Source organism: Methanogenium organophilum (assembly GCF_026684035.1).
Classification (GTDB): domain Archaea; phylum Halobacteriota; class Methanomicrobia; order Methanomicrobiales; family Methanomicrobiaceae; genus Methanogenium; species Methanogenium organophilum.
Genome location: NZ_CP113361.1, coordinates 326,614 through 346,452, shown reverse-complemented (window position 1 = coordinate 346,452; position 19,839 = coordinate 326,614). Strand labels below are relative to the sequence as shown.

At 49.3% G+C, this 19,839-nt stretch carries 23 protein-coding genes and 2 tRNA genes; 16 read left to right on the top strand and 9 right to left on the bottom strand.

Annotated elements, in window-relative coordinates; genetic code table 11:
* Window positions 1–7 precede the first annotated feature (7 nt).
* Genes OU421_RS01830 through OU421_RS01805 form a run of 6 tightly spaced genes read left to right on the top strand, consistent with a single transcriptional unit; the run spans window position 8 to window position 2,181 of the window.
* Entirely contained in the window at window positions 8–709 is a 702-nt protein-coding gene (locus OU421_RS01830; protein ID WP_268186891.1) for a ribosome assembly factor SBDS, read from the top strand.
* A gap of 47 nt (window positions 710–756) precedes the next feature.
* Entirely contained in the window at window positions 757–1,047 is a 291-nt protein-coding gene (locus OU421_RS01825) for a 50S ribosomal protein L37ae (protein ID WP_268186890.1), read from the top strand.
* A 10-nt stretch (window positions 1,048–1,057) separates the two neighbouring features.
* Complete coding sequence (locus tag OU421_RS01820) at window positions 1,058–1,189, top strand: DNA-directed RNA polymerase subunit P (protein WP_268186889.1); 132 nt, start codon at window positions 1,058–1,060, stop codon at window positions 1,187–1,189.
* Window positions 1,186–1,632 (top strand): Brix domain-containing protein, encoded by a 447-nt coding sequence (locus OU421_RS01815; RefSeq protein ID WP_268186888.1) that lies wholly within the window; start codon window positions 1,186–1,188, stop codon window positions 1,630–1,632. The genes OU421_RS01820 and OU421_RS01815 overlap by 4 nt, the downstream gene beginning before the upstream one ends.
* 4 nt (window positions 1,633–1,636) lie before the next feature.
* Complete coding sequence (locus tag OU421_RS01810; protein ID WP_268186886.1) at window positions 1,637–1,822, top strand: KEOPS complex subunit Pcc1; 186 nt, start codon at window positions 1,637–1,639, stop codon at window positions 1,820–1,822.
* Complete coding sequence (locus OU421_RS01805) at window positions 1,819–2,181, top strand: prefoldin subunit beta (protein WP_268186885.1); 363 nt, start codon at window positions 1,819–1,821, stop codon at window positions 2,179–2,181. Before OU421_RS01810 ends, OU421_RS01805 begins: the two co-directional genes overlap by 4 nt.
* On the opposite strand, the gene OU421_RS01800 is transcribed toward OU421_RS01805, so the two are convergent.
* The gene (locus OU421_RS01800) at window positions 2,182–3,714 is read right to left on the bottom strand and encodes a 2-isopropylmalate synthase (protein WP_268186884.1); all 1,533 of its coding nucleotides are present in this window, start codon (window positions 3,712–3,714) and stop codon (window positions 2,182–2,184) included.
* A 163-nt stretch (window positions 3,715–3,877) separates the two neighbouring features.
* Between OU421_RS01800 and OU421_RS01795 the strand changes: the two genes are divergently transcribed.
* Together OU421_RS01795 and OU421_RS01790 are read left to right on the top strand one after the other, a co-directional pair.
* A tRNA-Tyr gene (locus tag OU421_RS01795) sits at window positions 3,878–3,984 on the top strand.
* A 23-nt stretch (window positions 3,985–4,007) separates the two neighbouring features.
* Window positions 4,008–4,080 (top strand) — tRNA-Asp (locus OU421_RS01790).
* A gap of 695 nt (window positions 4,081–4,775) precedes the next feature.
* Here the strand turns inward: OU421_RS01790 and OU421_RS01785 are convergent.
* Window positions 4,776–6,488 carry a hypothetical protein gene (locus OU421_RS01785; RefSeq protein WP_268186883.1) on the bottom strand — a complete coding sequence of 571 codons (1,713 nt, stop codon included), beginning with the start codon at window positions 6,486–6,488 and terminating at the stop codon, window positions 4,776–4,778.
* A 120-nt stretch (window positions 6,489–6,608) separates the two neighbouring features.
* Between OU421_RS01785 and OU421_RS01780 the strand changes: the two genes are divergently transcribed.
* Complete coding sequence (locus OU421_RS01780; RefSeq protein ID WP_268186882.1) at window positions 6,609–7,205, top strand: HEAT repeat domain-containing protein; 597 nt, start codon at window positions 6,609–6,611, stop codon at window positions 7,203–7,205.
* The gene (locus tag OU421_RS01775; RefSeq protein WP_268186880.1) at window positions 7,202–7,756 is read left to right on the top strand and encodes a hypothetical protein; all 555 of its coding nucleotides are present in this window, start codon (window positions 7,202–7,204) and stop codon (window positions 7,754–7,756) included. The genes OU421_RS01780 and OU421_RS01775 overlap by 4 nt, the downstream gene beginning before the upstream one ends.
* On the opposite strand, the gene surE is transcribed toward OU421_RS01775, so the two are convergent.
* Window positions 7,738–8,529 carry a 5'/3'-nucleotidase SurE gene (gene surE, locus OU421_RS01770; protein WP_268186878.1) on the bottom strand — a complete coding sequence of 264 codons (792 nt, stop codon included), beginning with the start codon at window positions 8,527–8,529 and terminating at the stop codon, window positions 7,738–7,740. The genes OU421_RS01775 and surE overlap by 19 nt on opposite strands.
* Before the next feature lie 85 nt (window positions 8,530–8,614).
* Here surE and OU421_RS01765 point away from each other — a divergent pair, with 85 nt between their 5' ends.
* Window positions 8,615–9,499 carry an ATP-grasp domain-containing protein gene (locus tag OU421_RS01765; RefSeq protein WP_268186877.1) on the top strand — a complete coding sequence of 295 codons (885 nt, stop codon included), beginning with the start codon at window positions 8,615–8,617 and terminating at the stop codon, window positions 9,497–9,499.
* Window positions 9,496–10,428: a hydantoinase/oxoprolinase family protein gene (locus OU421_RS01760; protein ID WP_268186876.1), complete on the top strand. Its 933-nt coding sequence runs from the start codon at window positions 9,496–9,498 to the stop codon at window positions 10,426–10,428. Before OU421_RS01765 ends, OU421_RS01760 begins: the two co-directional genes overlap by 4 nt.
* Before the next feature lie 77 nt (window positions 10,429–10,505).
* Here the strand turns inward: OU421_RS01760 and OU421_RS01755 are convergent, their stop codons facing one another.
* Window positions 10,506–11,105, bottom strand: coding sequence for a hypothetical protein (locus tag OU421_RS01755; protein WP_268186875.1), 600 nt, complete (start codon window positions 11,103–11,105; stop codon window positions 10,506–10,508).
* Window positions 11,106–11,269: 164 nt separating this feature from the next.
* Here OU421_RS01755 and OU421_RS01750 point away from each other — a divergent pair, with 164 nt between their 5' ends.
* Both OU421_RS01750 and pscS read left to right on the top strand, forming a co-directional pair.
* Window positions 11,270–11,449, top strand: coding sequence for a hypothetical protein (locus OU421_RS01750; RefSeq protein WP_268186874.1), 180 nt, complete (start codon window positions 11,270–11,272; stop codon window positions 11,447–11,449).
* Window positions 11,449–12,627, top strand: a complete 1,179-nt coding sequence (pscS, locus tag OU421_RS01745) for an O-phospho-L-seryl-tRNA:Cys-tRNA synthase (protein WP_268186873.1) — start codon at window positions 11,449–11,451, stop codon at window positions 12,625–12,627. The genes OU421_RS01750 and pscS overlap by 1 nt, the downstream gene beginning before the upstream one ends.
* Before the next feature lie 227 nt (window positions 12,628–12,854).
* Here pscS and OU421_RS01740 read toward each other — a convergent pair whose 3' ends face one another.
* On the bottom strand, window positions 12,855–14,057 hold the full coding sequence (locus OU421_RS01740) for a tRNA sulfurtransferase (RefSeq protein ID WP_268186872.1): 1,203 nt from the start codon (window positions 14,055–14,057) through the stop codon (window positions 12,855–12,857).
* Window positions 14,058–14,214: 157 nt separating this feature from the next.
* Here OU421_RS01740 and OU421_RS01735 point away from each other — a divergent pair, with 157 nt between their 5' ends.
* Together OU421_RS01735 and OU421_RS01730 are read left to right on the top strand one after the other, a co-directional pair.
* Window positions 14,215–14,841 (top strand): DUF2150 family protein, encoded by a 627-nt coding sequence (locus OU421_RS01735; protein ID WP_268186871.1) that lies wholly within the window; start codon window positions 14,215–14,217, stop codon window positions 14,839–14,841.
* Window positions 14,838–15,293 carry a DUF5814 domain-containing protein gene (locus tag OU421_RS01730; protein ID WP_268186870.1) on the top strand — a complete coding sequence of 152 codons (456 nt, stop codon included), beginning with the start codon at window positions 14,838–14,840 and terminating at the stop codon, window positions 15,291–15,293. Before OU421_RS01735 ends, OU421_RS01730 begins: the two co-directional genes overlap by 4 nt.
* Window positions 15,294–15,353: 60 nt before the next feature.
* Here OU421_RS01730 and OU421_RS01725 read toward each other — a convergent pair whose 3' ends face one another.
* From OU421_RS01725 to OU421_RS01710, 4 genes are read right to left on the bottom strand one after another with little or no spacing between them, the layout of a single operon-like run.
* The gene (locus OU421_RS01725) at window positions 15,354–16,442 is read right to left on the bottom strand and encodes a DNA topoisomerase IV subunit A (protein ID WP_268186869.1); all 1,089 of its coding nucleotides are present in this window, start codon (window positions 16,440–16,442) and stop codon (window positions 15,354–15,356) included.
* Entirely contained in the window at window positions 16,429–18,276 is a 1,848-nt protein-coding gene (locus OU421_RS01720) for a DNA topoisomerase VI subunit B (protein WP_268186868.1), read from the bottom strand. Before OU421_RS01720 ends, OU421_RS01725 begins: the two co-directional genes overlap by 14 nt.
* Window positions 18,228–19,457 carry a histidine--tRNA ligase gene (hisS, locus tag OU421_RS01715; protein WP_268186867.1) on the bottom strand — a complete coding sequence of 410 codons (1,230 nt, stop codon included), beginning with the start codon at window positions 19,455–19,457 and terminating at the stop codon, window positions 18,228–18,230. Before hisS ends, OU421_RS01720 begins: the two co-directional genes overlap by 49 nt.
* Window positions 19,454–19,804 carry an ABC transporter permease gene (locus OU421_RS01710; RefSeq protein ID WP_268186866.1) on the bottom strand — a complete coding sequence of 117 codons (351 nt, stop codon included), beginning with the start codon at window positions 19,802–19,804 and terminating at the stop codon, window positions 19,454–19,456. The genes hisS and OU421_RS01710 overlap by 4 nt, the downstream gene beginning before the upstream one ends.
* Window positions 19,805–19,839 lie beyond the last annotated feature (35 nt).

Here is a 19,839-nt window from a genome sequence, read left to right as displayed (position 1 = left end):
CTGAGATATGATTCCGCTTGATCAGGCAGTTGTCGCACGGCTTGAGAGCCATGGGGAACGGTTTGAAATTCTTGTAGATCCTGAAATGGCAGCTGATATCCGGCATGGTGAGGATATTCCGATAGAGGATGCGGTGGCAGCACTGTATGTCTTTGAAAATGCGTCAAAAGCTGAAAAGGCACCTGAAGAGATGCTCAAAAAGGTCTTTGACACGGTTCAGTTTGAGTCGGTTGCCGAGCGGATTATCAAGAAGGGAGAAATTCACCTGACCGCTGAACAGCGGAAACGGATGATTGAGGATAAGCGGAAACAGGTTGTGACATTCATCTCCCGGAATGCCATCAACCCTCAGACAAAACTTCCCCACCCTCCTCAGCGTATTGAGATGGCAATGGAGGAGGCGAAGGTCAATATTGACCCGTTCAAACATGTTGATGAGCAGGTCAAGGATGTCGTAAAGGCATTGCGGCCATTGATACCGATCAAGTTTGCTGAGATGAAGTTTGCAGTGAAAATTCCTGCTGATTATGCGCCAAAGGCGTATGGTGAACTTCATTCGGCAACAACGATTGAGAAGGACCAATGGCAGAATGATGGATCATGGATCTGTGTTGTCCGCATCCCTGCGGGCATCCAGGAGGAATTCTATTCTCTCATCAATCGTCTCACCAAAGGGGACGGTGAAGTGAAGATTCTTGATCAGGATTAATAAAGGTTGAGCGAAAATATATACAGACATATCAGGGGCAATATTACATGGCTAAAAAGAGAAACCAGAGAGCAAAAGGTCGTATTACAGGAAGTGCAGGCAGATTTGGGCCACGCTATGGCAGATTTATCCGAAAGCGTGTCAACGAGGTAGAGAAAGTTTCGCGCGCGAAACATGTCTGTCCACGCTGTGATACACAGGCAGTTGCCCGCAAGGGGACTGGGATATGGGAATGCCGTAAGTGTGGTTTCAAGTTTGCCGGTGGTGCATATGTGCCGCAGACACCGAATCTGAAAGTTGCACTTCGTACGATTGAACGTTCACTGATCAAGGAGTAGAGACTCCGTCATGTCTGGATACAAGTGTGCCCGGTGCAAACAGAGGGTTGAAATAGACGTCAATGTCCGTTGTCCTTACTGTGGTCACCGTATTCTCTTTAAAGAGCGCGGGGCAGGGATAAAATCCCTCAAGGCCCGATGACGCTTGTTACAACGTCGCGGAAACCAGCTCCTGAACTGCGGACTCTGGGAAAGGATCTTGCGTTTGCCCTTGGGGGAAAATACACCCCTCGGGGCAAGGCAGGGGTCGATGAGGTTTTATCCTGGGGAGATGTCGTTATGATCGTCTCCCGAAGGGGGAGAAAAACTCTCGTTGAGACATATGTCTCCGGTGATCCGGTATCCGAGATGCTACTCTCCGGATTTACGGTTTCCCGCCGTGATGTTCCCCTTGTGAGGGGACTTCGTACCGGTAGTGAGCGTGTGTATCGTGAAATGGCTGAATGCCTTGATATTACTCTCACTGATATCGGTGTGAATGAGATTATGTTCCACGGAACGCAGGGGAAAGGCTATGTCCTCAAAATTGCACAGATCCCACAGGAAACACAAAGCGGTGTTTCGCATCCGGACAGATTGTCCTGATGTTGTGTATGCAGCTGCACTTCCGGAGATGGAGGATCTGGGGCGTTCGTGCGCTTCGCTCCATCGCGAACCGGATGGGAGGCTCCTTCTCTCTGTGGAAGGTGAGGATATATCCGCACTCAGGGCCGCAGTGAATTCATATCTTCGGATAATTATGATTGCAGAAGAGATGCAGGAAGTATTGAAATGAATGCAGTTCCACCAAAAGTTCAGAATCAGATTGCAATGATCCAGCAGGTCCAGCAGCAGCTTGGAACCATTGTTCAGCAGAAAGCACAGTTTGAGATGATGGCAAAAGAGGCCCGGAAGGCAGAAACAGAGCTGGAAGGTCTTTCTGATGATTCAGATGTGTATGTCACCATCGGGTCTGTAATGATGAAGCAGGATCGTGAAAAGGTCACCACAGATCTGGCAGAGAAAATTGAGACATTTGAACTCAGAATAAAATCCCTTGAGCGGCAGGAAAAAGCTCTCACCACAAAGTTTGAGCAGCTGCAGAGTCAGATAAAGGGTGCGCTTGAGGGTGCCGGGGCACCCTCTGTAAACTGATTATTCTTCTTTTTTCAGCCTGTATATCAGGTTCAGTGCATTAACCATCGCCTCTGTGGATGCCAGAACAATATCGTCCGATGAGGCTCCTGCATCATAGACTCTGCCTTTTGCGTCCTCGACGGCAATTGATACGTGGCCGATAGCATCACTCCCTCCTGATATGGCGGATACTGAAAACTCCTTTAACGTCAGTTCTTCGGGAACGATGCCGACAACTGCTTTCATTGCAGCATCGACAGGTCCGTTTCCGATTCTGCAGCAAATGGCTTCTTCGCCGTCTACGTGTGCTTTTACTGTCGCAGTTGCCAGAACGTGGTTTCCATTGATTATGGTGATGTCATCAAGGAAGATCGTCTTTTCGATACCTGCTTCGCCAATGATTGTTTCTGCAATTTCGTAGAGGTCGTTTTCTGTAACTTTTCTGCCGCGGTTTGAAATCTCTTTGACCTTCGCAACGATCTCGTCCAGTTCAGTCTCTTTTGCAATGATGTGTGCGTCAGAGAGCATCCGTGCGACGGCATGACGGCCGACATGTTTGCCCAGTTTCAGTCGTCTGCGGTGGCCGACCATCTCTGGTGTCATAATGCCGGGTTCAAAGGTACTGGTTTCTGCGAGCACTCCCTGTGAGTGGATTCCGCTTTCATGGGCAAATGCATTGTCTCCTACGACCGGCTGTGTGAGCCCTATGGAGATCTCTGAGATGCGTGAAACCATCCGCGAGGTCTCAACAAGTTTTTCGGTGTTAATTCCTGTTTTGACTCCGTATATGCACTCCAGTGCCATTACTGTCTGTGCGATGTCGGCATTGCCAGCCCGCTCACCAATTCCGTTAACGGTCACCTGTACTTGTGAGGCTCCGCCTTCAACAGCAGAGATGGTGTTTGCAACTGCCATCCCGAAGTCGTTATGGCAGTGCACATCCAGCGGGCAGGCGACAGAATCTGCAAGGTTTGAGATCAGTGCTTTCATGGATGTGGGAGATGCCACTCCAACGGTGTCGGGTACATTGAGAATCGTTGCCCCGGCATCCACTGCTGCATTGTATACTTCGGTAAGTTCCTTTAACCCGGTGCGTGTCGCATCCATCGCAGAAAACATCACATGGTCTGCATGGTCGCGTGCAAAGCGAACAATTGACTGTGTGATGTCAATGACTTCCTCGTGGGTTTTTCGTATGGTATGCACGCGCTGCACTTCTGATGTTGGAATGAATACATGTATGGTGTCGACACCGCAGCTGGCGCATGCCTCCACATCCGCCTTTCGTGCGCGTGCGAGGCCGCAAATCCTGCTTTCCAGCCCTTCTGATACAATCTCCCGTACAAAAGCTTTCTCATCGGCAGACGATGCAGGGAATCCGGCTTCAATGGTATGGACTCCTATGTCTGAAAGCTGATGTGCAATGGTTATTTTTTCATCACGGGTAAATGACACGCCTGGTGTCTGTTCACCATCCCTGAGGGTGGTATCAAAAACGGTTACTCTATTCTGAATACGCTTCGAATCGCCGAAGAAAGCGACCTGCCGCATCTCCTGCGACTGTCCTGGTCTCTTGATGTTTCTGAGACATGGTCTATCTATATGTCGGGCGCGGATTTAATGGTTGGGTTTGATGAAATGGCTCTTATTCTGGCTCAAATGGCAAACTTTAAGTCAATCGGTGTCATATATTGTAGAGCACCACGGCGCAGAACCCGCCTTAACTCAGACTGGTAGAGTGCGCGGCTGTAGTATAGTTTGCCGGTTGACGGTAACTGCGCGGCTACCGCGATGTCCCCGGTTCGACTCCGGGAGGCGGGATTTGTCCTTTGTGTGTGCAAAATGCCCAGGTAGTGTAGGGGCCTATCATGCAGCCCTGTCACGGCTGCGACACGGATTCGAATTCCGTCCTGGGCGTATCTTGTTTTTCTGAGATTTTTTTGGATAGTTGACTTTTTGTCCTGTTTGTCTTCCAATGAATTTATCCGACTATCTGGTAATTACCAGTATTCTCCTGCGGAAAAGGGGATGGGGTGGCGGGCAGATTATTCATTGTATGCTGATCTCGCGAACAGAATGCGTTCTGTAATTGAATAAACCGCACAGCTATTCCTGCAACGAGGTTCATCCGCCACGAAATGAATTTTCCGGGTCAGATAGAGGAGATGTACCATTTCTGTGGTAATCGTTTCAATAGCAAACGTGGGATGACGACTTTTTCTGCCTGACGTTTTGGTCTGCGAATTGTATGGTAAAAAAGGTCATTACTTTCATACAGGCGCATCAGTATACGCTGAATCAATAATCCTGTAAGCTATTGTCCCGTCAATGTCGTTGCAATAAAATTGTCTTCGTTTCTACTAAGAAAAGAGGGGGAACAAGAGGCTCTCTTCCTCCAATTACTCAGGTATGTGACATGGTATATGTGGATGGAGATAAGAAATCATTTCTTGCGATCCCGTTTTCCGGTGGTCTTTCATGTGTCCTGCAGCTCTATGACCTGATATATGAAAAAAATACGGACGAAAGCCAGAAAAACCGGCATAATTTATATGAGAAGTATTTGGGGATCTTTTTCCACACTTCAGTAATGGGTCATATAAAAAGGGGGGTTAGCGTGGCGTCATGTGCCAGATTACTTTCTCGTCGCCCAGATCAAGTGCAAGATATGCCTTTTCTCGGTCAAAGTCCTGCGGTACCTTAAAGACCAGTATTCCTTCAAATTCTTCCTTTCTGTCCAGTGTCATCTTGTAGTATGGGTGTCCTGCCGGGTCTACATATGTAGCCGTGTCGAGTGTCCGGCCAACATATGGCGAGGGGGTGATGTCTGAGTATTCCTCTCCGTTGTAAATGACGGAAAAATCATCAGTGTCGGGAATGGTGATACGGGAGGAGCCGCTGCCCCGGTATCCAAGGTGGTGCACCTCAATAACCGGGAATATATACATATATCCATATCCTGCGAGATTCTTTTCTTTTTCTCCGTCCTGTGAGAGGACATACATATTTGTGCAGGTCAGTGCACTGAGTTTCACTGATATATCGTTTCTCTGATTGCTGTCCTGATACTCGTAATTTTCATACAGGTATTTTGCATCCGGGAAGAGGTTTCCATTGGGCAGTTCAAGCATTTCATTTTCAATGGTTTCCATGTCCAGTGCTTCGAGTGCATCGTTATTGTTTAAAAATCCCTGCTGAACATAATTGTTGCCTGTTTCGACGGGTTCAGTCTCAGTAAATGTTGCACCATACCAGAAATAGGTACCTGCGTAACGGTAATTTCTCAGTCCTTCCAGAAAATCGTCTGCCGCATCAATGAATTTTGGGTTAATTGGTAGTTGAGCGATCTCCTCTTCGATCTCTGTAGCCCGCGAAATCATCTCTTTTGATGCATCTGCCATTCCCTGGAAATCAGATTTGGTAGAGTAGCTGGAAATTGTCTGGATGTGGTCCTGCATCTCAATACTATAACTGCCAAGAAGTTCTTTCAGATCGTTTTTTGATACATACAGATTATATTCATCTGTTATACCGCTGGTTGAAGCGGTATCTGAAGAGAGAGATTTGATTCCCTCGGGTGCAGGTATGGCCGTGTCAATATTTTCATATGGGACAATACCTGCGGATGAATCGATAGTTGCTGCAGACCATACAGTCAATGGGAGATAGGTGTTTTCTGTCCACTGGTCGGAAAATGCTTTTGCATCTTTGGCGGTAAGTGAAACCTGTAACTTTGGTGATTCTCTCCCTTCATTGATGTATGATACAGTCAGATATCCGGTGTTTGGGCCTGCTGTACTATGATATATTTTATGTGCAATGACGGAGGCATCGGTCAGGTATCCCCAATAGGTGTTTTCAAGGACTCCCGGAGAACTATTAATGGCGATGGTAACTTTCACTCCTTTTTCACGGCTAAGGAAGAGGGGGTCTGCGAAGTCGGGGTCGGTTAACAGGTCAAATGTTTTGATATTATAGCTATCCATACCCTTTCCTGCACCGGAAAACTGGTCAGTGGCCTGAAGGAATGTGGAAAGAATGACTTCTTCATACTCCGAAGAATTCCCGATGCCGTTCGACTGCACAGTTCCTTCCACCTTTGGAATACGCTGAATATCCTCTTCTGTAATTTCGACTTCAGCTGGTCGGGTCAGGTTGGATATAATATAGGTAATTGGTTCTTCGGAATTTGATACGATTTCCTTTTGTGAGGTATTATTGAATAAAGCAATCCCTGCTTTTCCTTCAAATGCGAGCCCGATAAAAAGAATGGCTGCAATAACTGCAAATATGAGGGCGATCTGTTTAGTTTTTTGGATTTTCATTCATACCATTCCATAATATATATTTCGATAACGTTACGCTGTACATTATTTGGCAAATTTAATATATAGCGGTGATGTTTCTACTTCAAAAACCGAGATGTTTTTGTTCCAATCGTTCAAATGATAGTTATCATGGTGCCGATAAATCCGGTTGAAGATCTCATTGAAGATCTGCTTTCTGAAGATGATAGTCTGAGGAATTCGGCTGAATCCAGGATTAAGGATTTTCCTGTTGAAGATGTGATCCCTGAAATTTCTCTCCTTCTACGCTCACCCCAGAAAAATATCCGAAATCGGGGAATGGAACTTTTCTGCTGCGTTGGCAGTGATGCTGTGAAGTATCTTGCAGTGCTTATCACGGATGAAGAATGGACGGTACGCTACCGTGCTGCAGAAGCATTGGGTGTTATTGGGGACGATGCGGCATCTGTTCTTCTTATCCCTGCTCTGAAGGATCGAAAAGACCATGTGAGATACATGGCAGCAAAAGGGCTGGGTAATTTATTTCATGCTAAGGCTGCCGATGCAGTTGCTCCCCTTCTGGAAGACGAGAATGAGTTTGTTCGTGCGTCAGCTGCCCGTGCACTTGGGCAGATGTGTCTTGCGGCGTATGTGCCTCTGATTGAAGCCGCCCTGAAACGGGAAGAATATGAAAAAACCAGAATTGTAATGGAAGAGGCACTGGCCCGTCTGAACGGTCAATATGGGGGCATATGATAACTGATTGGTCAGCTAGAGACATATACGAACACCGTGAATGGTTCCTTGCGGGCCTTGCAGTTCTGATCTTCTGTGTCCCGGTCTCAATTTATGTCATTGGTTCGATGATGGGTGCCGGTGTGCAGTTTCCACTCTTTCGGTATCAGGAGACCTATATGGGTGCGAATGTGATTACAATTATCCGGGATCTCCAGTATGTATTGGAGGGCAGCATCACTGGCAGGAGTGCACTCATGCCTGTTTTTTGGACTGCGGGTGTCATTTTCGGGTCTTTCGGACTCTTTTTTATCGCAATCCCGTCCCGGATACGAGGTTGGTATTCCCCCCGTCGCGGTGGGATCTGTATCATGGGTGCGGGGTTTTTGTATCTTTTGGCACTGATTGCCCAGTATGGCCCTACGTTTTCATCCAGTGGTGGGTTTGCGATTCCGGTGGGGGTGCCGGTATTTATCGCGGCAGGCTGGCTGGTATGGTCAGGAACTCTCTTTCCGTATGCCGATGAGACAGATGTGGATAATCCTGAGGATTCTCAGGATATATCCTCATAAAATAGGTTTTCAAGGCCATTTTTGCCTGGATATGCGGTTGAGTCTAGGGTTATAGGGGTGATTGAAATGCGTCCTTCATGGATGGCATGCACATCTGTCCCTACCTCTGCGTCCGAACAGAGCGGACCGTTGATCCAGTAATATGGTCTTCCCCGTGGGTCAATGCGTTCTTCAACACCCGTGAAGAAGAGTTTCTCTGCCAGATGAGTGATCTCATAACCGCCGGTCACCTCAGACGGGATATTTACGTTGACAACATCGGTGTCCTGGGGAAATCCGTTTTTCAGGAGTTTTTGACAGATATCTATGATGGCTGTTTTTGCCGCGCCAAAATTCTGTTCAGAATACCGTGGGTCGTCAAATTTCTTACCCTGGTCCTCGACTTCGAGTGAGAAGGCGATGGATGGGACTCCCTGGTTAGATGCCTCCAGTGCCGCCCCGACAGTCCCTGATGTCATAATGGACTCGTAGGAAAGATTTTCTCCGATATTGATGCCGCTTACCACAAGGTCAGGGTTCAGATTCAGTGAGTAGATGCCAATGATCACTGAATCAGTTGGTTTTCCACCCACCGAATATGCCTCAGTGTTGTGTATGGGAATTTTTGTGACCCGTATGGGTTCAAAAATTGATATGGAACGGCCAACGGCACTCTGCTGGCTTGATGGGGCGACAACGGTTACATCTGCAAAAGAAGCGAGTGCATCATAGGCTGCCCACAGCCCTTCAGACGTGACGCCGTCATCGTTTGTGAGGAGTATTTTTGGTCTCATTTGTCTGGGTGAAAATGAGGTATCATGGCTACAAAAAGAGTTCGATCGGCACTCTCTTCTTTTCCGAAGATGCATACATTATACAATGCTGGCTCTTCTTGCAGAATATACGGTATTTCATAATCCTGCACTTGCACCGGAAGGAAATGCAATGCTCTCTGTCTTAAAAGAGAGTTTCATCCGGTCAGGATATGATGTGATAACTCCGGAGTCCGGGGATTTTGAAGCAGAACTCAGGCGCCTTGCTCCCCTCGCGGATGTGGGGCTTGTTATTGCGCCGGATCATCTGCTTGGAAAATATTCTAAGATATTGGAAGACAACTGCCACAGTATTGGGTGTGGAAGTCTCAATTGTGCTATCTGTTCAAATAAACCGCATGCCGGGGCAATTCTCACCGCACAGGGAATCGCTGTGCCGAAAGAGAAGAACGAAGGTGTTCGGGTAATTAAGGAAAAACAGGGGGCGGGTGCTCTGAATATGCGTATTGCAGATGAAGAGCCCGGACCCGGTGAATTTGGTCAGGAGTTCATCGAAGGTGAGCACATGAGTGTGAGCCTCGTGATCAGCCGGTATGTTGGAAATGCCTGTTCATTCTACAGCGGGCGCCCACCTCTGGTACTTTCTCTGAACCGCCAGTATCTGCGTATTGGTGATGGTATGGTGGCGTTCGAGGGCGGTGAAGTTGGTGTGGACCATCCCCGCAGAGATGAAATTATTGCAACCGCGATTAAAGCGGCTACGGTACTTGGCTGCCAGGGATATGCGGGTGTTGATGTCATTGTCGGCGATGATATCTATGTCGTGGATGTGAATCCGCGGCCCACCTCAAGTATAATTGGGCTTTCTGCAGTGATGGATGAGGAAATTGCAGAGATACTGGTTCGTGCATCAAAAGGGGATATTCCTGAATCCGTTCATCTGATGGGGACGGCGCGTTACGATAAGGACGGGATGGTGACGGTGCTGTGATTGGCATTGATGTTGGTGGAGCAAATCTGAAGATTGTGGATGGGGATGATGTCATCATCCATTACTGTCCGCTCTGGAAGGAATCACCAATAACTGAACTCTTGCAACCATATGCCGGCCGGAAGGCTGCGGTGGTGATGAGCGGGGAACTGGCAGATGGTTTTCCCTCGAAGGAAGCGGGTATTGCTTTTATTGTCAATGCGGTGCTTGCGGCCATTCCGGATGCACAGTTTTACGGAACCGATGGGGAATTTCATACCACTCCCTGTATGGCTCTGGCAGCAGCCAACTGGCTGGCATCAGCTGATTTTCTGCGCGATGCATTCCCGGAATCGGTCTTTGTTGATATGGGGAGCACGACGACCGATATCATTCCTCTTGCTTCTTTTGATCGCCTTCTCTCTCTGCGTGATCTGGATCGCCTGCAGTGTGGGATGCTCGTATACACCGGCCTTCTGCGGGCACCGGTTGCATCGCTTTTACGGGAGGTGTATCTGGATGGGGGTGCAACACGAACACTGGTTGCAAACGAACTCTTTGCCATCAGCGCCGATGTACATCTCGTGATGGGGCATATCAACAAGGTCAATTATGCAGTGCCCACGCCGGATGGTGCGGGTGTCATGATTACCGAGTCTTTGCAGCGGCTTTCGCGGATGGTCTGTTCTGATCTTTCAGAAATTGGGGAGGAAAATGCACGTGCAGTGGCTGCTGCATTCTGGGATGAACAGCGGTCAGTTATTGAAGCGGAGATTATGCGTGTTTCTGATAGTGGGACAATGCCGGATCTTATCTGTGCAGGCATTGGGTCAGAACTTCTCACAGAGACATTCGGCGGCAGGAATCTGTCAGATATCTATGGGATTATAACGGATGCATTTCCCGCATTTGCTGTGCGGGAGGTGGCAAAACGAAACGCAAAAGCCTGAGCATTCTTCTTCTTGCAGGTTCGCTTGCGGTGACCCTGCTGTGCTATCTGGCAGGGCTCCCCTTTTTCTTTTTCCTGCTATTTATTCCGCTGATTCCGTTGGCCGCTCCCCTGCATCGCAAAAAGAAGTGCCCGTGCTGTGGGTGGGAGACCACCGGTTCGGAGGAGTTCTGTCCTTGGGATGGTACCCGTCTCGTCTCCTCTGAATGACTGTTCATTCATATTCAGGATGGAGAGAGGGATCGGCACCCCATACATTTCAATAACATCGGGCTGGGGAAACGTGCGTTGTGCATAGTTTCTGAGTGTACCCCTATCGACCACGATACCAAGCGATTCAAGAATTCGGGCCGCATGATGATATGGGTGCTCCTGAATCAGGGCATTACAGAGGTCAACGATTGGGATTCCCATTCTGGTATCGTGATAGAATGGTGACTCTGCATAGCAGAGTCTTCCACACGCTTCGCAGTGATATCTCTTCACAAATACGTGCACCGTCTGCTTGCCGTTCTTATTTCTTACTGTTGCAAACCGTTTGCGGCGCATGTCATGGCCCTTTACCGGTCCGCCGCAGTATGGGCAGTCATCAAGCCGGGTGAATGTGATTCCATCGGCTGATAATACTGCTGAAGAGACGAGATCTCTGAGCATTGAAGGGATCTGAACCTTGCGCATTCGAATATTTCTCCTGTCGGGATAATTACTTGGAAATGTTTCTTAAGGGTATGTATTCTATATCCTTTGCCCATGGCAGGGACGGTATTGGTAGGAAGGGATGGTGCCAATAATTCTGTCTGGTTTATTACGCATTAGATAAAGAGGAATAGGCAGGTTAGCAGATGTCAAGACGTGCGGTAGATGCCCTGTTTCAGGCGCTGTATCTTCTCACAGATATTCGGTTTATTCTGCGGGAGACAGCACCTGTCCACGAACTCGATGATGATCAGAGAGTTCGTGCCGGAATGGCGATTGAAAAATTAAAAAAACAGGTGACAATACTTGAGGAGGAACTGAGCTGATGAAGTGCACCGCAACCATCGATACCCGTGATGTGGAAGAGCTCTACATTAATATTGATCCCATTCAGGCAGGAGGTCGTCTGACTGTTGATGCACAAAAGGCAGCTATAGCGTATTCTGATGGATACTCTGTATGCGATAACTGTCTCAAACCGTTCCGCCTGGACTATATCAATAAACCCCCGATTGCAGAGTTTCATCGTGACTGTGCTGAATGGCTGAACATGGACGCCGTCCGTCTGGTCCCCGGTGCAAGGCGTGGGTTTCAGGCAGTGGCAAGTTCAATCGTTGAGAAAGGGGATCCTGTTCTCCTGACGGCTCTTTCGCATTACACGGAATTTGTCTCACTTGAACAGGCAGGTGCGGATATTCACGAGATTCCAAAAGATGAGCATAATCATATCACTGCAGACAATGCTGCTGCACGCATAGAGGAGGTCACCCGTGAGGCGGGGAAGGCACCGTCCATTCTCTTTGTTGAACATGTGGACTACCAGTATGGCAACGTTCATGAGATTGCAGAGATCGCAAAGGTGGCTCACCAGTATGACATCCCGGTTCTCTTAAACGGGGCCTACAGTGTTGGTATCATGCCGGTCGACGGGAAGGCACTGGGTGTGGACTTTGTCATCGGTTCCGGCCATAAAAGTATGGCTGCACCGGCGCCCTCCGGGCTTGTTGCGACAACCAGTGAATATGCAGATATTGTCTTCCGGACGACACAGTCGGTTGGAGATATCACCGGCCGTACGTTTGGCATCAAGGAAGTTGAGATGATGGGGTGCACGCTGATGGGTGTGACCGTTGTTGGCCTGATGGCATCTTTCCCGGCAGTCAAAGAGCGTGTCCTGCACTGGGACCGTGAAGTGGAAAACAGTAACAGGGTTGTTGATGCACTCTGTGCGATTGAGGGGACACAGGTGGAAAGTGACATGCCGCGTGAACACACCCTCACGAGAATCAATACGATGGATTCCTTTGATACTGTTGCCAAAACCCATAAGAAAAAGGGTTTCTTCCTCTCGCAGTCATTAAAGAAGAAAGGTATCATTGGCGTGATTCCCGGTTCAACCCGTGTCTGGAAATTCAATACCTATGGGCTCAACGAGGCACAGATATCACATGTGTGCAGGGCATTCCAGGAGATTGCCCGTGAAAACGATCTTACGGTACTATAATCTCCTATAATGCAGAATTAATCTGAGTCTGTATTTCTTCAAATATTCTTTTCTTTTTCGTATTTGGAATAAATCTGGCTATCAATAAAGCTCTCCTTCGTTTGTCCACCATCTCTCCTCTGGATGAGAGCTGCTGTGGATATCAAATATGTCTGAATAAAGAGAGATGTGGAGCTGGTGATTTTCAGTTTGGTAAATAAACGGTGATCTGCCGGAGGATTCGGGAATCAATCTGATGGATTCTGTTCAATGATTTTCCCATTGCGGGCCTGAATGACGGTGATATGTGCGAGGGCGTCTTGCAGAATGTCATCGAGTGGAATGCGTAATTCATCGGCGGCAATCTCTTCCTTCTTTGCTGCAGTAGAGGGATGCTTCGGAACGATCATACAGCCAAGATCCCCCGCATTGTCACGGAAGGTTCCGATCATCCGGGCACGGATAACGATTTCATCCTTGTCATAGGTCAGGAGCGGGCGCAGGAGGGGTATATCCGGAGGCATCACTTCCTGTATTACCCCGAGATTTGCGAGAGTCTGTGTGGCTACCTGTCCGATGTTGTCACCCATCACAATTGCAGACAGGTTCTCCTGCCGGGCGAAGGCTGCTGCCACCCGGAGCATGAAGCGTTTACAGAGAATGCATCGTGTCTTGAGAATGCCTGATGCAACAAGTGCATCGTAGAATGATTCCAGAGGAATGACGGCCATCCGGACGGTCCGTCCGGGGCACCAGGTAGAAAGAACTGCCAGATTTTTTTCTGCTGTGGAACATACGTCACGTCCGGCATATCGGCCCCCATCACAGTGGAGGTAGACAGGGACACACCCCCGTCGCATCATCATCCAGGTGGCGACAGGTGAGTCCAGCCCTGCAGAGAGGAGCGAGAGGAATGGCCCCTGTGTCCCCAGCGGAAGACCACCCGGCCCTGTGATCTGGCTGTCATAAACAATTCCACCAAATGCCCTGGCCTCCGCAAAGATCTCATAGTCCGGTGATGTCAGGTCTACACTGATGCCCGGAGATCTTTCGAAGATCCGTGCCCCGGTCGATGCGCCCATCTCCTGGCTGGTAAATCCTTCCATACCGGAACGTTTTGCCCGGACAGCAAATGACATGCCGGGAGTAAGTTTCTCTGCGGCAAGCCGGGCTGCGGTCTCCTCAATGATTTCCCTGTCCGGCGGTGTAATGATACATTTGCTGACGCCGACGATACCAAATACCCGGGATGCAGCCCCTGCAATTATGTCGGGCTTATCTCCGGTGATGATGATTCTCCCCCTGAACTGTTCTATCGAACATTCCATTCCTTCTGCTTCAATCGCTGCGGTCAGGTTCTTTGTCAGGGTATTAATATAGTATTTCATGACCGGCTCGCTCTTCAGGAAGAGCTCACCATACCGTACCATCACAGCCTCTTTTATCTCCATTTAGTATTCCACTCCTCTCTGTTCGCCTGTTGCGTAGCAGGCAATGATGGGGATACATTGGCACCGACAAGTGAAGTAGATTGTTACCTGGTGAAGCGTCCATAAAAAAGGCAACGCGAAAACACTAATAGCGCAGATAAACAATTGAGTATTAACTATGGCGAGGAAAAAAAAGGAGAAAGTAGAACCACAGTCAGTCCTATACTATTTTTATACACAGGAACGGTGGGACAACTGGATTAAGACGCTTGAGGAGATGAGTTTTGATTACGATGAAGATTCAGAAGAGATGCCGGAAGGGTTGCAGTCGCTCAATAATTTCACCGAAGATATCAATGTCTCTGTCCTGAAAATCATCAAATTGTTCCTTCTTGGGAATTATAGCGGAGATGCAGCCAGACAGAAGGTCGAAGAGGTTGAGGAGATTGTCATGGGTCCCCTTCCGGAGAGTGACCTTGCCGATATTATCTCTGGTGTCCAGATGCGCTTTTTAGTGCTCTTTGCCGCATGCAAGGAGGTCATCATTGGCGGTGTCACAGGTGAGGTAAAAGACCTTGTTAAATATGGCAGGACGCTGGGTGATGACCAGGCTGAAGAGGCCCTGAAGACAGCAGCGACGATTGGCGCCCTTGTTATTCAGGGAGGGTCGTGCTGTGGAAAATATCTCCGTGGTGACCTGGATGACCCGACACTCTTTGATGACTGGCTGATTGAGGTTGATGAGATGGGCAATGCACTCAAGACCCTTAAGAATTTCGAAGAGCAGTTTGGAGAAGGAATTTGATCGCCGCAAAGGCCAGATTTCGGAATGCAAAAAAACTTCAGAAGATAGCAGGATACCGTGTGCCCGATTTTGCCTTTAACGGGGCATTCATGGACATCCTGGTTTCATCTCTGGATTATGATTCCCTTGACCGCAACCTGCGGTCACAGATTATTCTTTTTTACAAAGATTTTCTGGAATGTAACTGTAAGGGTTCACCGCAGTGTGGGTGCCCGGAAAGAAAATTTGCGTTGAAAATTCTTGAATTCCGTCAGCTTGGGCTGGATCACCGGCAGATCAGCGAGGTGCTGTTGGATGACTACGGGGTAGAAATATATCCTGCCGATATTCTGAGTTTTCTGGAGGAGAGTGTACACACCCTTGAAGCAATTCGTGACGTGGCACGGATTGAAGGAAAGGATGCACTTTTGCAGAAGACAGTAGCAGTTATTTGTGAGATTGAGGGGAAGTGAGGTTTTTCCCAAAAAATGAACCGGTGCATGAGATGGTTTTATGGTTGAGGGGTTCTGTCCTCAGATGATACCCATCTCACTCAGCCGTGCCGGAAGATAGTCCTTTGTCACAAAGTCCAGACCCCTGCTTGCAAAGGCCTGCTGTTCTGATTTCAGGCCCATTTCAAGCTGGAGTCTGATCTGTTTTTTCCAGTACTCGGTATCGAACCGGGGGTCTGTCAGTATTGATTTCAGGGCCGCCGTATCGCCTTCCGTGAGCTTATCAGAGGGCAGGTTATAGTCACTGATATCACTTGGCTGAACACCGATAAAGCGTGCACCTGGTGTTGCAAGGAGTTCAGACATGTGGGCCGCTTTGATTGACCCATAGGCGATGCTTGCAAAGATGCGGTATGACCAGGGATCCCCATCAGTGAAGATCACAACGGGAATACCCAGTTCACTGTTCATCCGTTTGAGCATGCGTCGGGTGGAACGTGCCGGTTGTCCCTTGAGATGGAGGAGGAGGGCATTATGCTCCTCGTCAAATCCATTCTCCATCAACCGGGCATACATACCACCGGTCTCCATTGCTATAACAAAGGAGGCGTCATGGTCAAGAAACTCAATATTTTCCACATTTGAAGGAATAGGATATCCCGCCTCCCCCACATCCTCCTGACAGTGAATGTCACGGTTTCCCCGTTTGGTCTGTTCGCGAAGGCGCAGTGGGCCGTAGATGGATGCACCGTCCTCTTCCGGGCGCAGATGGAATGCCTCCCGTGATAGTTTCGTCACAATCTCAAGGTCTTCGACGAGCATATTACTCTCGTCCTGTGCCGCAAATTTTGCCCGTTTCCAGCCTTCCGAGATATAATACATCTCCCTGAGCGTTGATGAGCGTGATTCTGTCAGCTGTTGCTTTAAAAAGCCGACAACATACGCCATCTTCAGGATATGCAGTGCACTCTTTGCGGAATTTGCCGTCCGGGTTGTCCCTTTACTGCCGTATTTCCAGACCTCGGTCTTTGCATCGTACTCGATATTTGCCTTCGTTCTGGTTGGTAGGGTGATTGTGGGTACACGGCCCCCTGCCATCTGTCCGTACCAGTCTGAGGCTATGGATACCAATCGTTCCTGTGTTATTTTGTCTTTTTCAGAATTCGCCATCGAGGTCCACCACCACTTTCATCTTCTCATCCACACCACGGATATCAATTGAGCCTCTCCCTTTTCCGGAATATGTTGTCTTCCATGAGGATTCAGGTTCAATCTCTGTTCGCCATACCGCATTGAATTCATTGCCAATGCTATCGATGAAATCCGGTTTTGGAACAGCATCTTCAGGGTTGTCTTCCGAGAGGCTGTACACCATCACCTCAATCGGTTTTCGGGTGTAGTTTACCACAGAGATCCCTACCATGCCATCTTCGGTCTTCTTTTTGGCAACAACTCTCCGCATGATCTGTCCCTCAATCGGGGAGATGTCGGGGGGCGGGAGTTCGACAATCTCAGCGACCTTCTCTGCGATATCAGGGATGATGGAGCAGACAGCACGTGCGCGGTCTTCTGCAAGTTTATTCCGGTCACGTTTGTTGATAAAGGCCTTTAATTCTCTTCCCAGATCCTGAAGGGCTAGTACGATTTCCTTCTCAATCTCCGGGATCGCTGCAACTGCGTCCTTTGATTCTGAAGTAAAAGGGACATTGGTCGATGCCACATGTACCAGCAGGAGAAGGGGTCCAATCGGCAGGGATTGCTGGGAGAGGTTGTACGACCGCCAGTTGATGTCTGCAACCGATGTTGTGACAGCACAGGCGCCCTGCTGGTATAAAAGCGGTACCCGGTTTGCAAACCTAAGCAGGTATGCCTGTCCTTCTGTCTCCAGTTTCCCACCGTAGCCAATCGCTGCCTCAACAATGAATGGGTGGCCGGAGAATACCTGCGCCTTTCTCGTCCGTGCCTTCACAAAGTCCAGATCATACTCCTTTTCCAGTCCCTGAATAATCATCTCCTCACCAATAGGAGAGAGGCAGAGAGATGCAGGGGGCGGGGGTACCGCCACTTCCTGCATTGCTGCAAGGAGTGCCTTGAGGTGCTCAGAGGAGAGGCCTTTTGCCTTCCGTGTGCCTTTGATGCCTGCGATTCCAAGCATCTGTTCTGCGCTCTTCTTACCCACGCGGGAAAATCCATTGACAAGGAAGTCGTGTACGGTATCGGATGAGGTGGCGGCCATCCGTTTCAGGGTGCCGAATTCAATCCCGTGGGGATGGGGGGCAATCGCCTGCGGTGGGACGATTATTTCGTCACTGACCCGTTCAAAGGAATAGTGTTCTCCGTCAATATCCGCCTGTATCCGTGCATGCGGGTTCACCACTGCCGTATACTTCAGGTAGTCGACAAGCCGGCGTTTTGCGGCAAGAGTGCCGGTGAATTCAAGTTCAATTCTGGTGCCGTGTGTCCGGTCCCAGTCAAATACCTCTTTTTTTATGATTTCCGGTTCATTTTTTTCCGTCCGGATCATCAGGTCAAAGAGGTATGCCGGTTCCTTTGCACCGGTTCGGGAAATGACACGGGCGGGCACACCCGTTGTCAACTGTGCAAAGAGTACTGCTGCCGAAATACCGATTCCCTGCTGTCCCCTGCTCTGGCGAATCTGGTGAAACCGTGACCCATAGAGAAGTTTTCCGAATACATATGGCACATTGTCCGGGACAATGCCCGGTCCGTTATCTTCGACTGCTATCCGGAGTGTCTCTTTCGTGAGCTTTGTGATGGAAACCCAGATGTCCGGCAGCACTTCTGCTTCTTCGCAGGCGTCGAGGGAATTATCCACCGCCTCTTTGATGGTGGTGATGATGCCGCGGGTTGGAGAATCAAATCCGAGCAGATGTTTATTTTTCTCAAAGAATTCTGCAACACTGATGCTCTTCTGCTGTGATGCCAGCTTCTCGGCTAGTCCCAATCCTCGCTCACCCCGCGGATTGCCTCTGCGACACTGCATTCTTTCTGGGTTCCAGCTTTCATATTCCTGAGCGTGACCGTGCCTGCCGCCATTTCACGTTCTCCGGCGAGGACGGCATACCGGGCAGTCTTTGCCGCATGTTTCATTTGTGCTCCGATGCCGCGCTCCAGGAGATTCATCTCTGCCCTGAACCCGGCCTCCCTGAACTGCCGGGAAAGGGAGAATGCATATCCCCGTGCATCTTTTTTGTAGAGTACAGCGACAACGGTGTCCTCCGGTGCGGGGACTTCACCAAGGGAGACCATAACCCGGTCAAATCCAATTCCAAATCCACAGGAACCGACATCTTCACCGCCGAAGAGGTGGGCGAGACGATATGCACCGCCGCCGATGATCTGGTTCTCTGCGCCAAGGTTTTCCGCAAACCCTTCGAAGACCATGCCGGTGTAGTAATCGAGGCCCCGGACAATGCCGTAATTCTGACAGAACGCAGTATCTTCATTCTCCAGTATCCCAACCATTGCCTCAATACGTTCCTGTTCTGGGATAGGTCCGGTGATTGCAAAGAGTTCATCTGTTGAATGTACCTCCAGGAGGCCTTTCAGGGATGATTCGAGTTCTTCCAGGCGCCATCCATCGAGCGTTTCTTCCAGTCCCCCGATGTTCTTCTTATCCAGAAGGGCCATGATGATCCGTTTCCGGTCTTCAGGTATGTCTTTGAGGATGGCCCGCATCGGGGCGAGATGACCGACATGGAGGTCATAGGTGACGCCTGCCGCATGCAGGATGTCATCAGCGAGGAGGATGGCTTCCGCATCTCCTTCCGCCGTGTCGGCGCCGATAAGTTCTGCACCAAACTGCCAGAACTGGCGGTACCTGCCTTTCTGGGGTCGTTCGTAGCGGTAGCAGTCGGACAGGTAACACCAGCGAACCGGCTTTGAAAGCGCCTTCGCTTCGTTCACATACATCCTCAGGACTGCTGCAGTGCCTTCCGGACGCAATGCAAGTGCCCGGCCGCCCTTATCTTCGAAGGTATACATCTCATTGATGATGCCCTCTCCTGAACGAATGGTATAGAGGTCCTGTGTCTCAAAAGTGGGTGTGCAGATCTCGCGGTATCCCCATCGCCGTGCTGCCTCCCGCATCTTTATCTCGGTATTTCGGCGGAATTCCATTTCGTCGGGAAGAAAGTCCCGTGTACCTCGCGGTCGCTGTATCATGTATTTTTTCGCTCCTTTTTGGGGGACTTCCCCGCGGATATCTGTTGTGGTACTGCTCCCAGTAACCGGTCTGTTGCCGTGGCATCAGGGCCAAAGAGTTTATTTCGCTCAACTCTTCCCTGCAGGTATAATGCGATGAGGACAATTCCCAATCCAAGAAATTCCGCTTCCTGTAATGCAAAATAGATCCCCATCGATGCAAATGCGGTAAATAATACCCCCATATATGCAGCCTTCCGGTAGGTCTGGTCGCCTGTACGGTAAAAGATCCGTGCATCTCGCAGCCAGAGATAAGCTACCCCGATGACTCCGAAGATTGTTACATAGAGAAGGTATGTTGATGCCATGCAATACGTAGTTATTTTACGTATACCAATATGAT

What these genes read in the sequence shown, in the direction of transcription:
- OU421_RS01830 (WP_268186891.1), top strand. Translation starts at nt 8, where the DNA reads ATGATTCCGCTTGATCAGGCAGTTGTCGCACGGCTTGAGAGCCATGGG.
- OU421_RS01825 (WP_268186890.1), top strand. Translation starts at nt 757, where the DNA reads ATGGCTAAAAAGAGAAACCAGAGAGCAAAAGGTCGTATTACAGGAAGT.
- OU421_RS01820 (WP_268186889.1), top strand. Translation starts at nt 1,058, where the DNA reads ATGTCTGGATACAAGTGTGCCCGGTGCAAACAGAGGGTTGAAATAGAC.
- OU421_RS01815 (WP_268186888.1), top strand. Translation starts at nt 1,186, where the DNA reads ATGACGCTTGTTACAACGTCGCGGAAACCAGCTCCTGAACTGCGGACT.
- OU421_RS01805 (WP_268186885.1), top strand. Translation starts at nt 1,819, where the DNA reads ATGAATGCAGTTCCACCAAAAGTTCAGAATCAGATTGCAATGATCCAG.
- OU421_RS01800 (WP_268186884.1), bottom strand. Translation starts at nt 3,714, where the DNA reads ATGCGGCAGGTCGCTTTCTTCGGCGATTCGAAGCGTATTCAGAATAGA.
- OU421_RS01785 (WP_268186883.1), bottom strand. Translation starts at nt 6,488, where the DNA reads ATGAAAATCCAAAAAACTAAACAGATCGCCCTCATATTTGCAGTTATT.
- OU421_RS01780 (WP_268186882.1), top strand. Translation starts at nt 6,609, where the DNA reads ATGATAGTTATCATGGTGCCGATAAATCCGGTTGAAGATCTCATTGAA.
- OU421_RS01775 (WP_268186880.1), top strand. Translation starts at nt 7,202, where the DNA reads ATGATAACTGATTGGTCAGCTAGAGACATATACGAACACCGTGAATGG.
- surE (WP_268186878.1), bottom strand. Translation starts at nt 8,529, where the DNA reads ATGAGACCAAAAATACTCCTCACAAACGATGACGGCGTCACGTCTGAA.
- OU421_RS01765 (WP_268186877.1), top strand. Translation starts at nt 8,615, where the DNA reads ATGCTGGCTCTTCTTGCAGAATATACGGTATTTCATAATCCTGCACTT.
- OU421_RS01755 (WP_268186875.1), bottom strand. Translation starts at nt 11,105, where the DNA reads ATGCGCAAGGTTCAGATCCCTTCAATGCTCAGAGATCTCGTCTCTTCA.
- OU421_RS01750 (WP_268186874.1), top strand. Translation starts at nt 11,270, where the DNA reads ATGTCAAGACGTGCGGTAGATGCCCTGTTTCAGGCGCTGTATCTTCTC.
- pscS (WP_268186873.1), top strand. Translation starts at nt 11,449, where the DNA reads ATGAAGTGCACCGCAACCATCGATACCCGTGATGTGGAAGAGCTCTAC.
- OU421_RS01740 (WP_268186872.1), bottom strand. Translation starts at nt 14,057, where the DNA reads ATGGAGATAAAAGAGGCTGTGATGGTACGGTATGGTGAGCTCTTCCTG.
- OU421_RS01735 (WP_268186871.1), top strand. Translation starts at nt 14,215, where the DNA reads ATGGCGAGGAAAAAAAAGGAGAAAGTAGAACCACAGTCAGTCCTATAC.
- OU421_RS01725 (WP_268186869.1), bottom strand. Translation starts at nt 16,442, where the DNA reads ATGGCGAATTCTGAAAAAGACAAAATAACACAGGAACGATTGGTATCC.
- OU421_RS01720 (WP_268186868.1), bottom strand. Translation starts at nt 18,276, where the DNA reads ATGCAGTGTCGCAGAGGCAATCCGCGGGGTGAGCGAGGATTGGGACTA.
- hisS (WP_268186867.1), bottom strand. Translation starts at nt 19,457, where the DNA reads ATGATACAGCGACCGCGAGGTACACGGGACTTTCTTCCCGACGAAATG.
- OU421_RS01710 (WP_268186866.1), bottom strand. Translation starts at nt 19,804, where the DNA reads ATGGCATCAACATACCTTCTCTATGTAACAATCTTCGGAGTCATCGGG.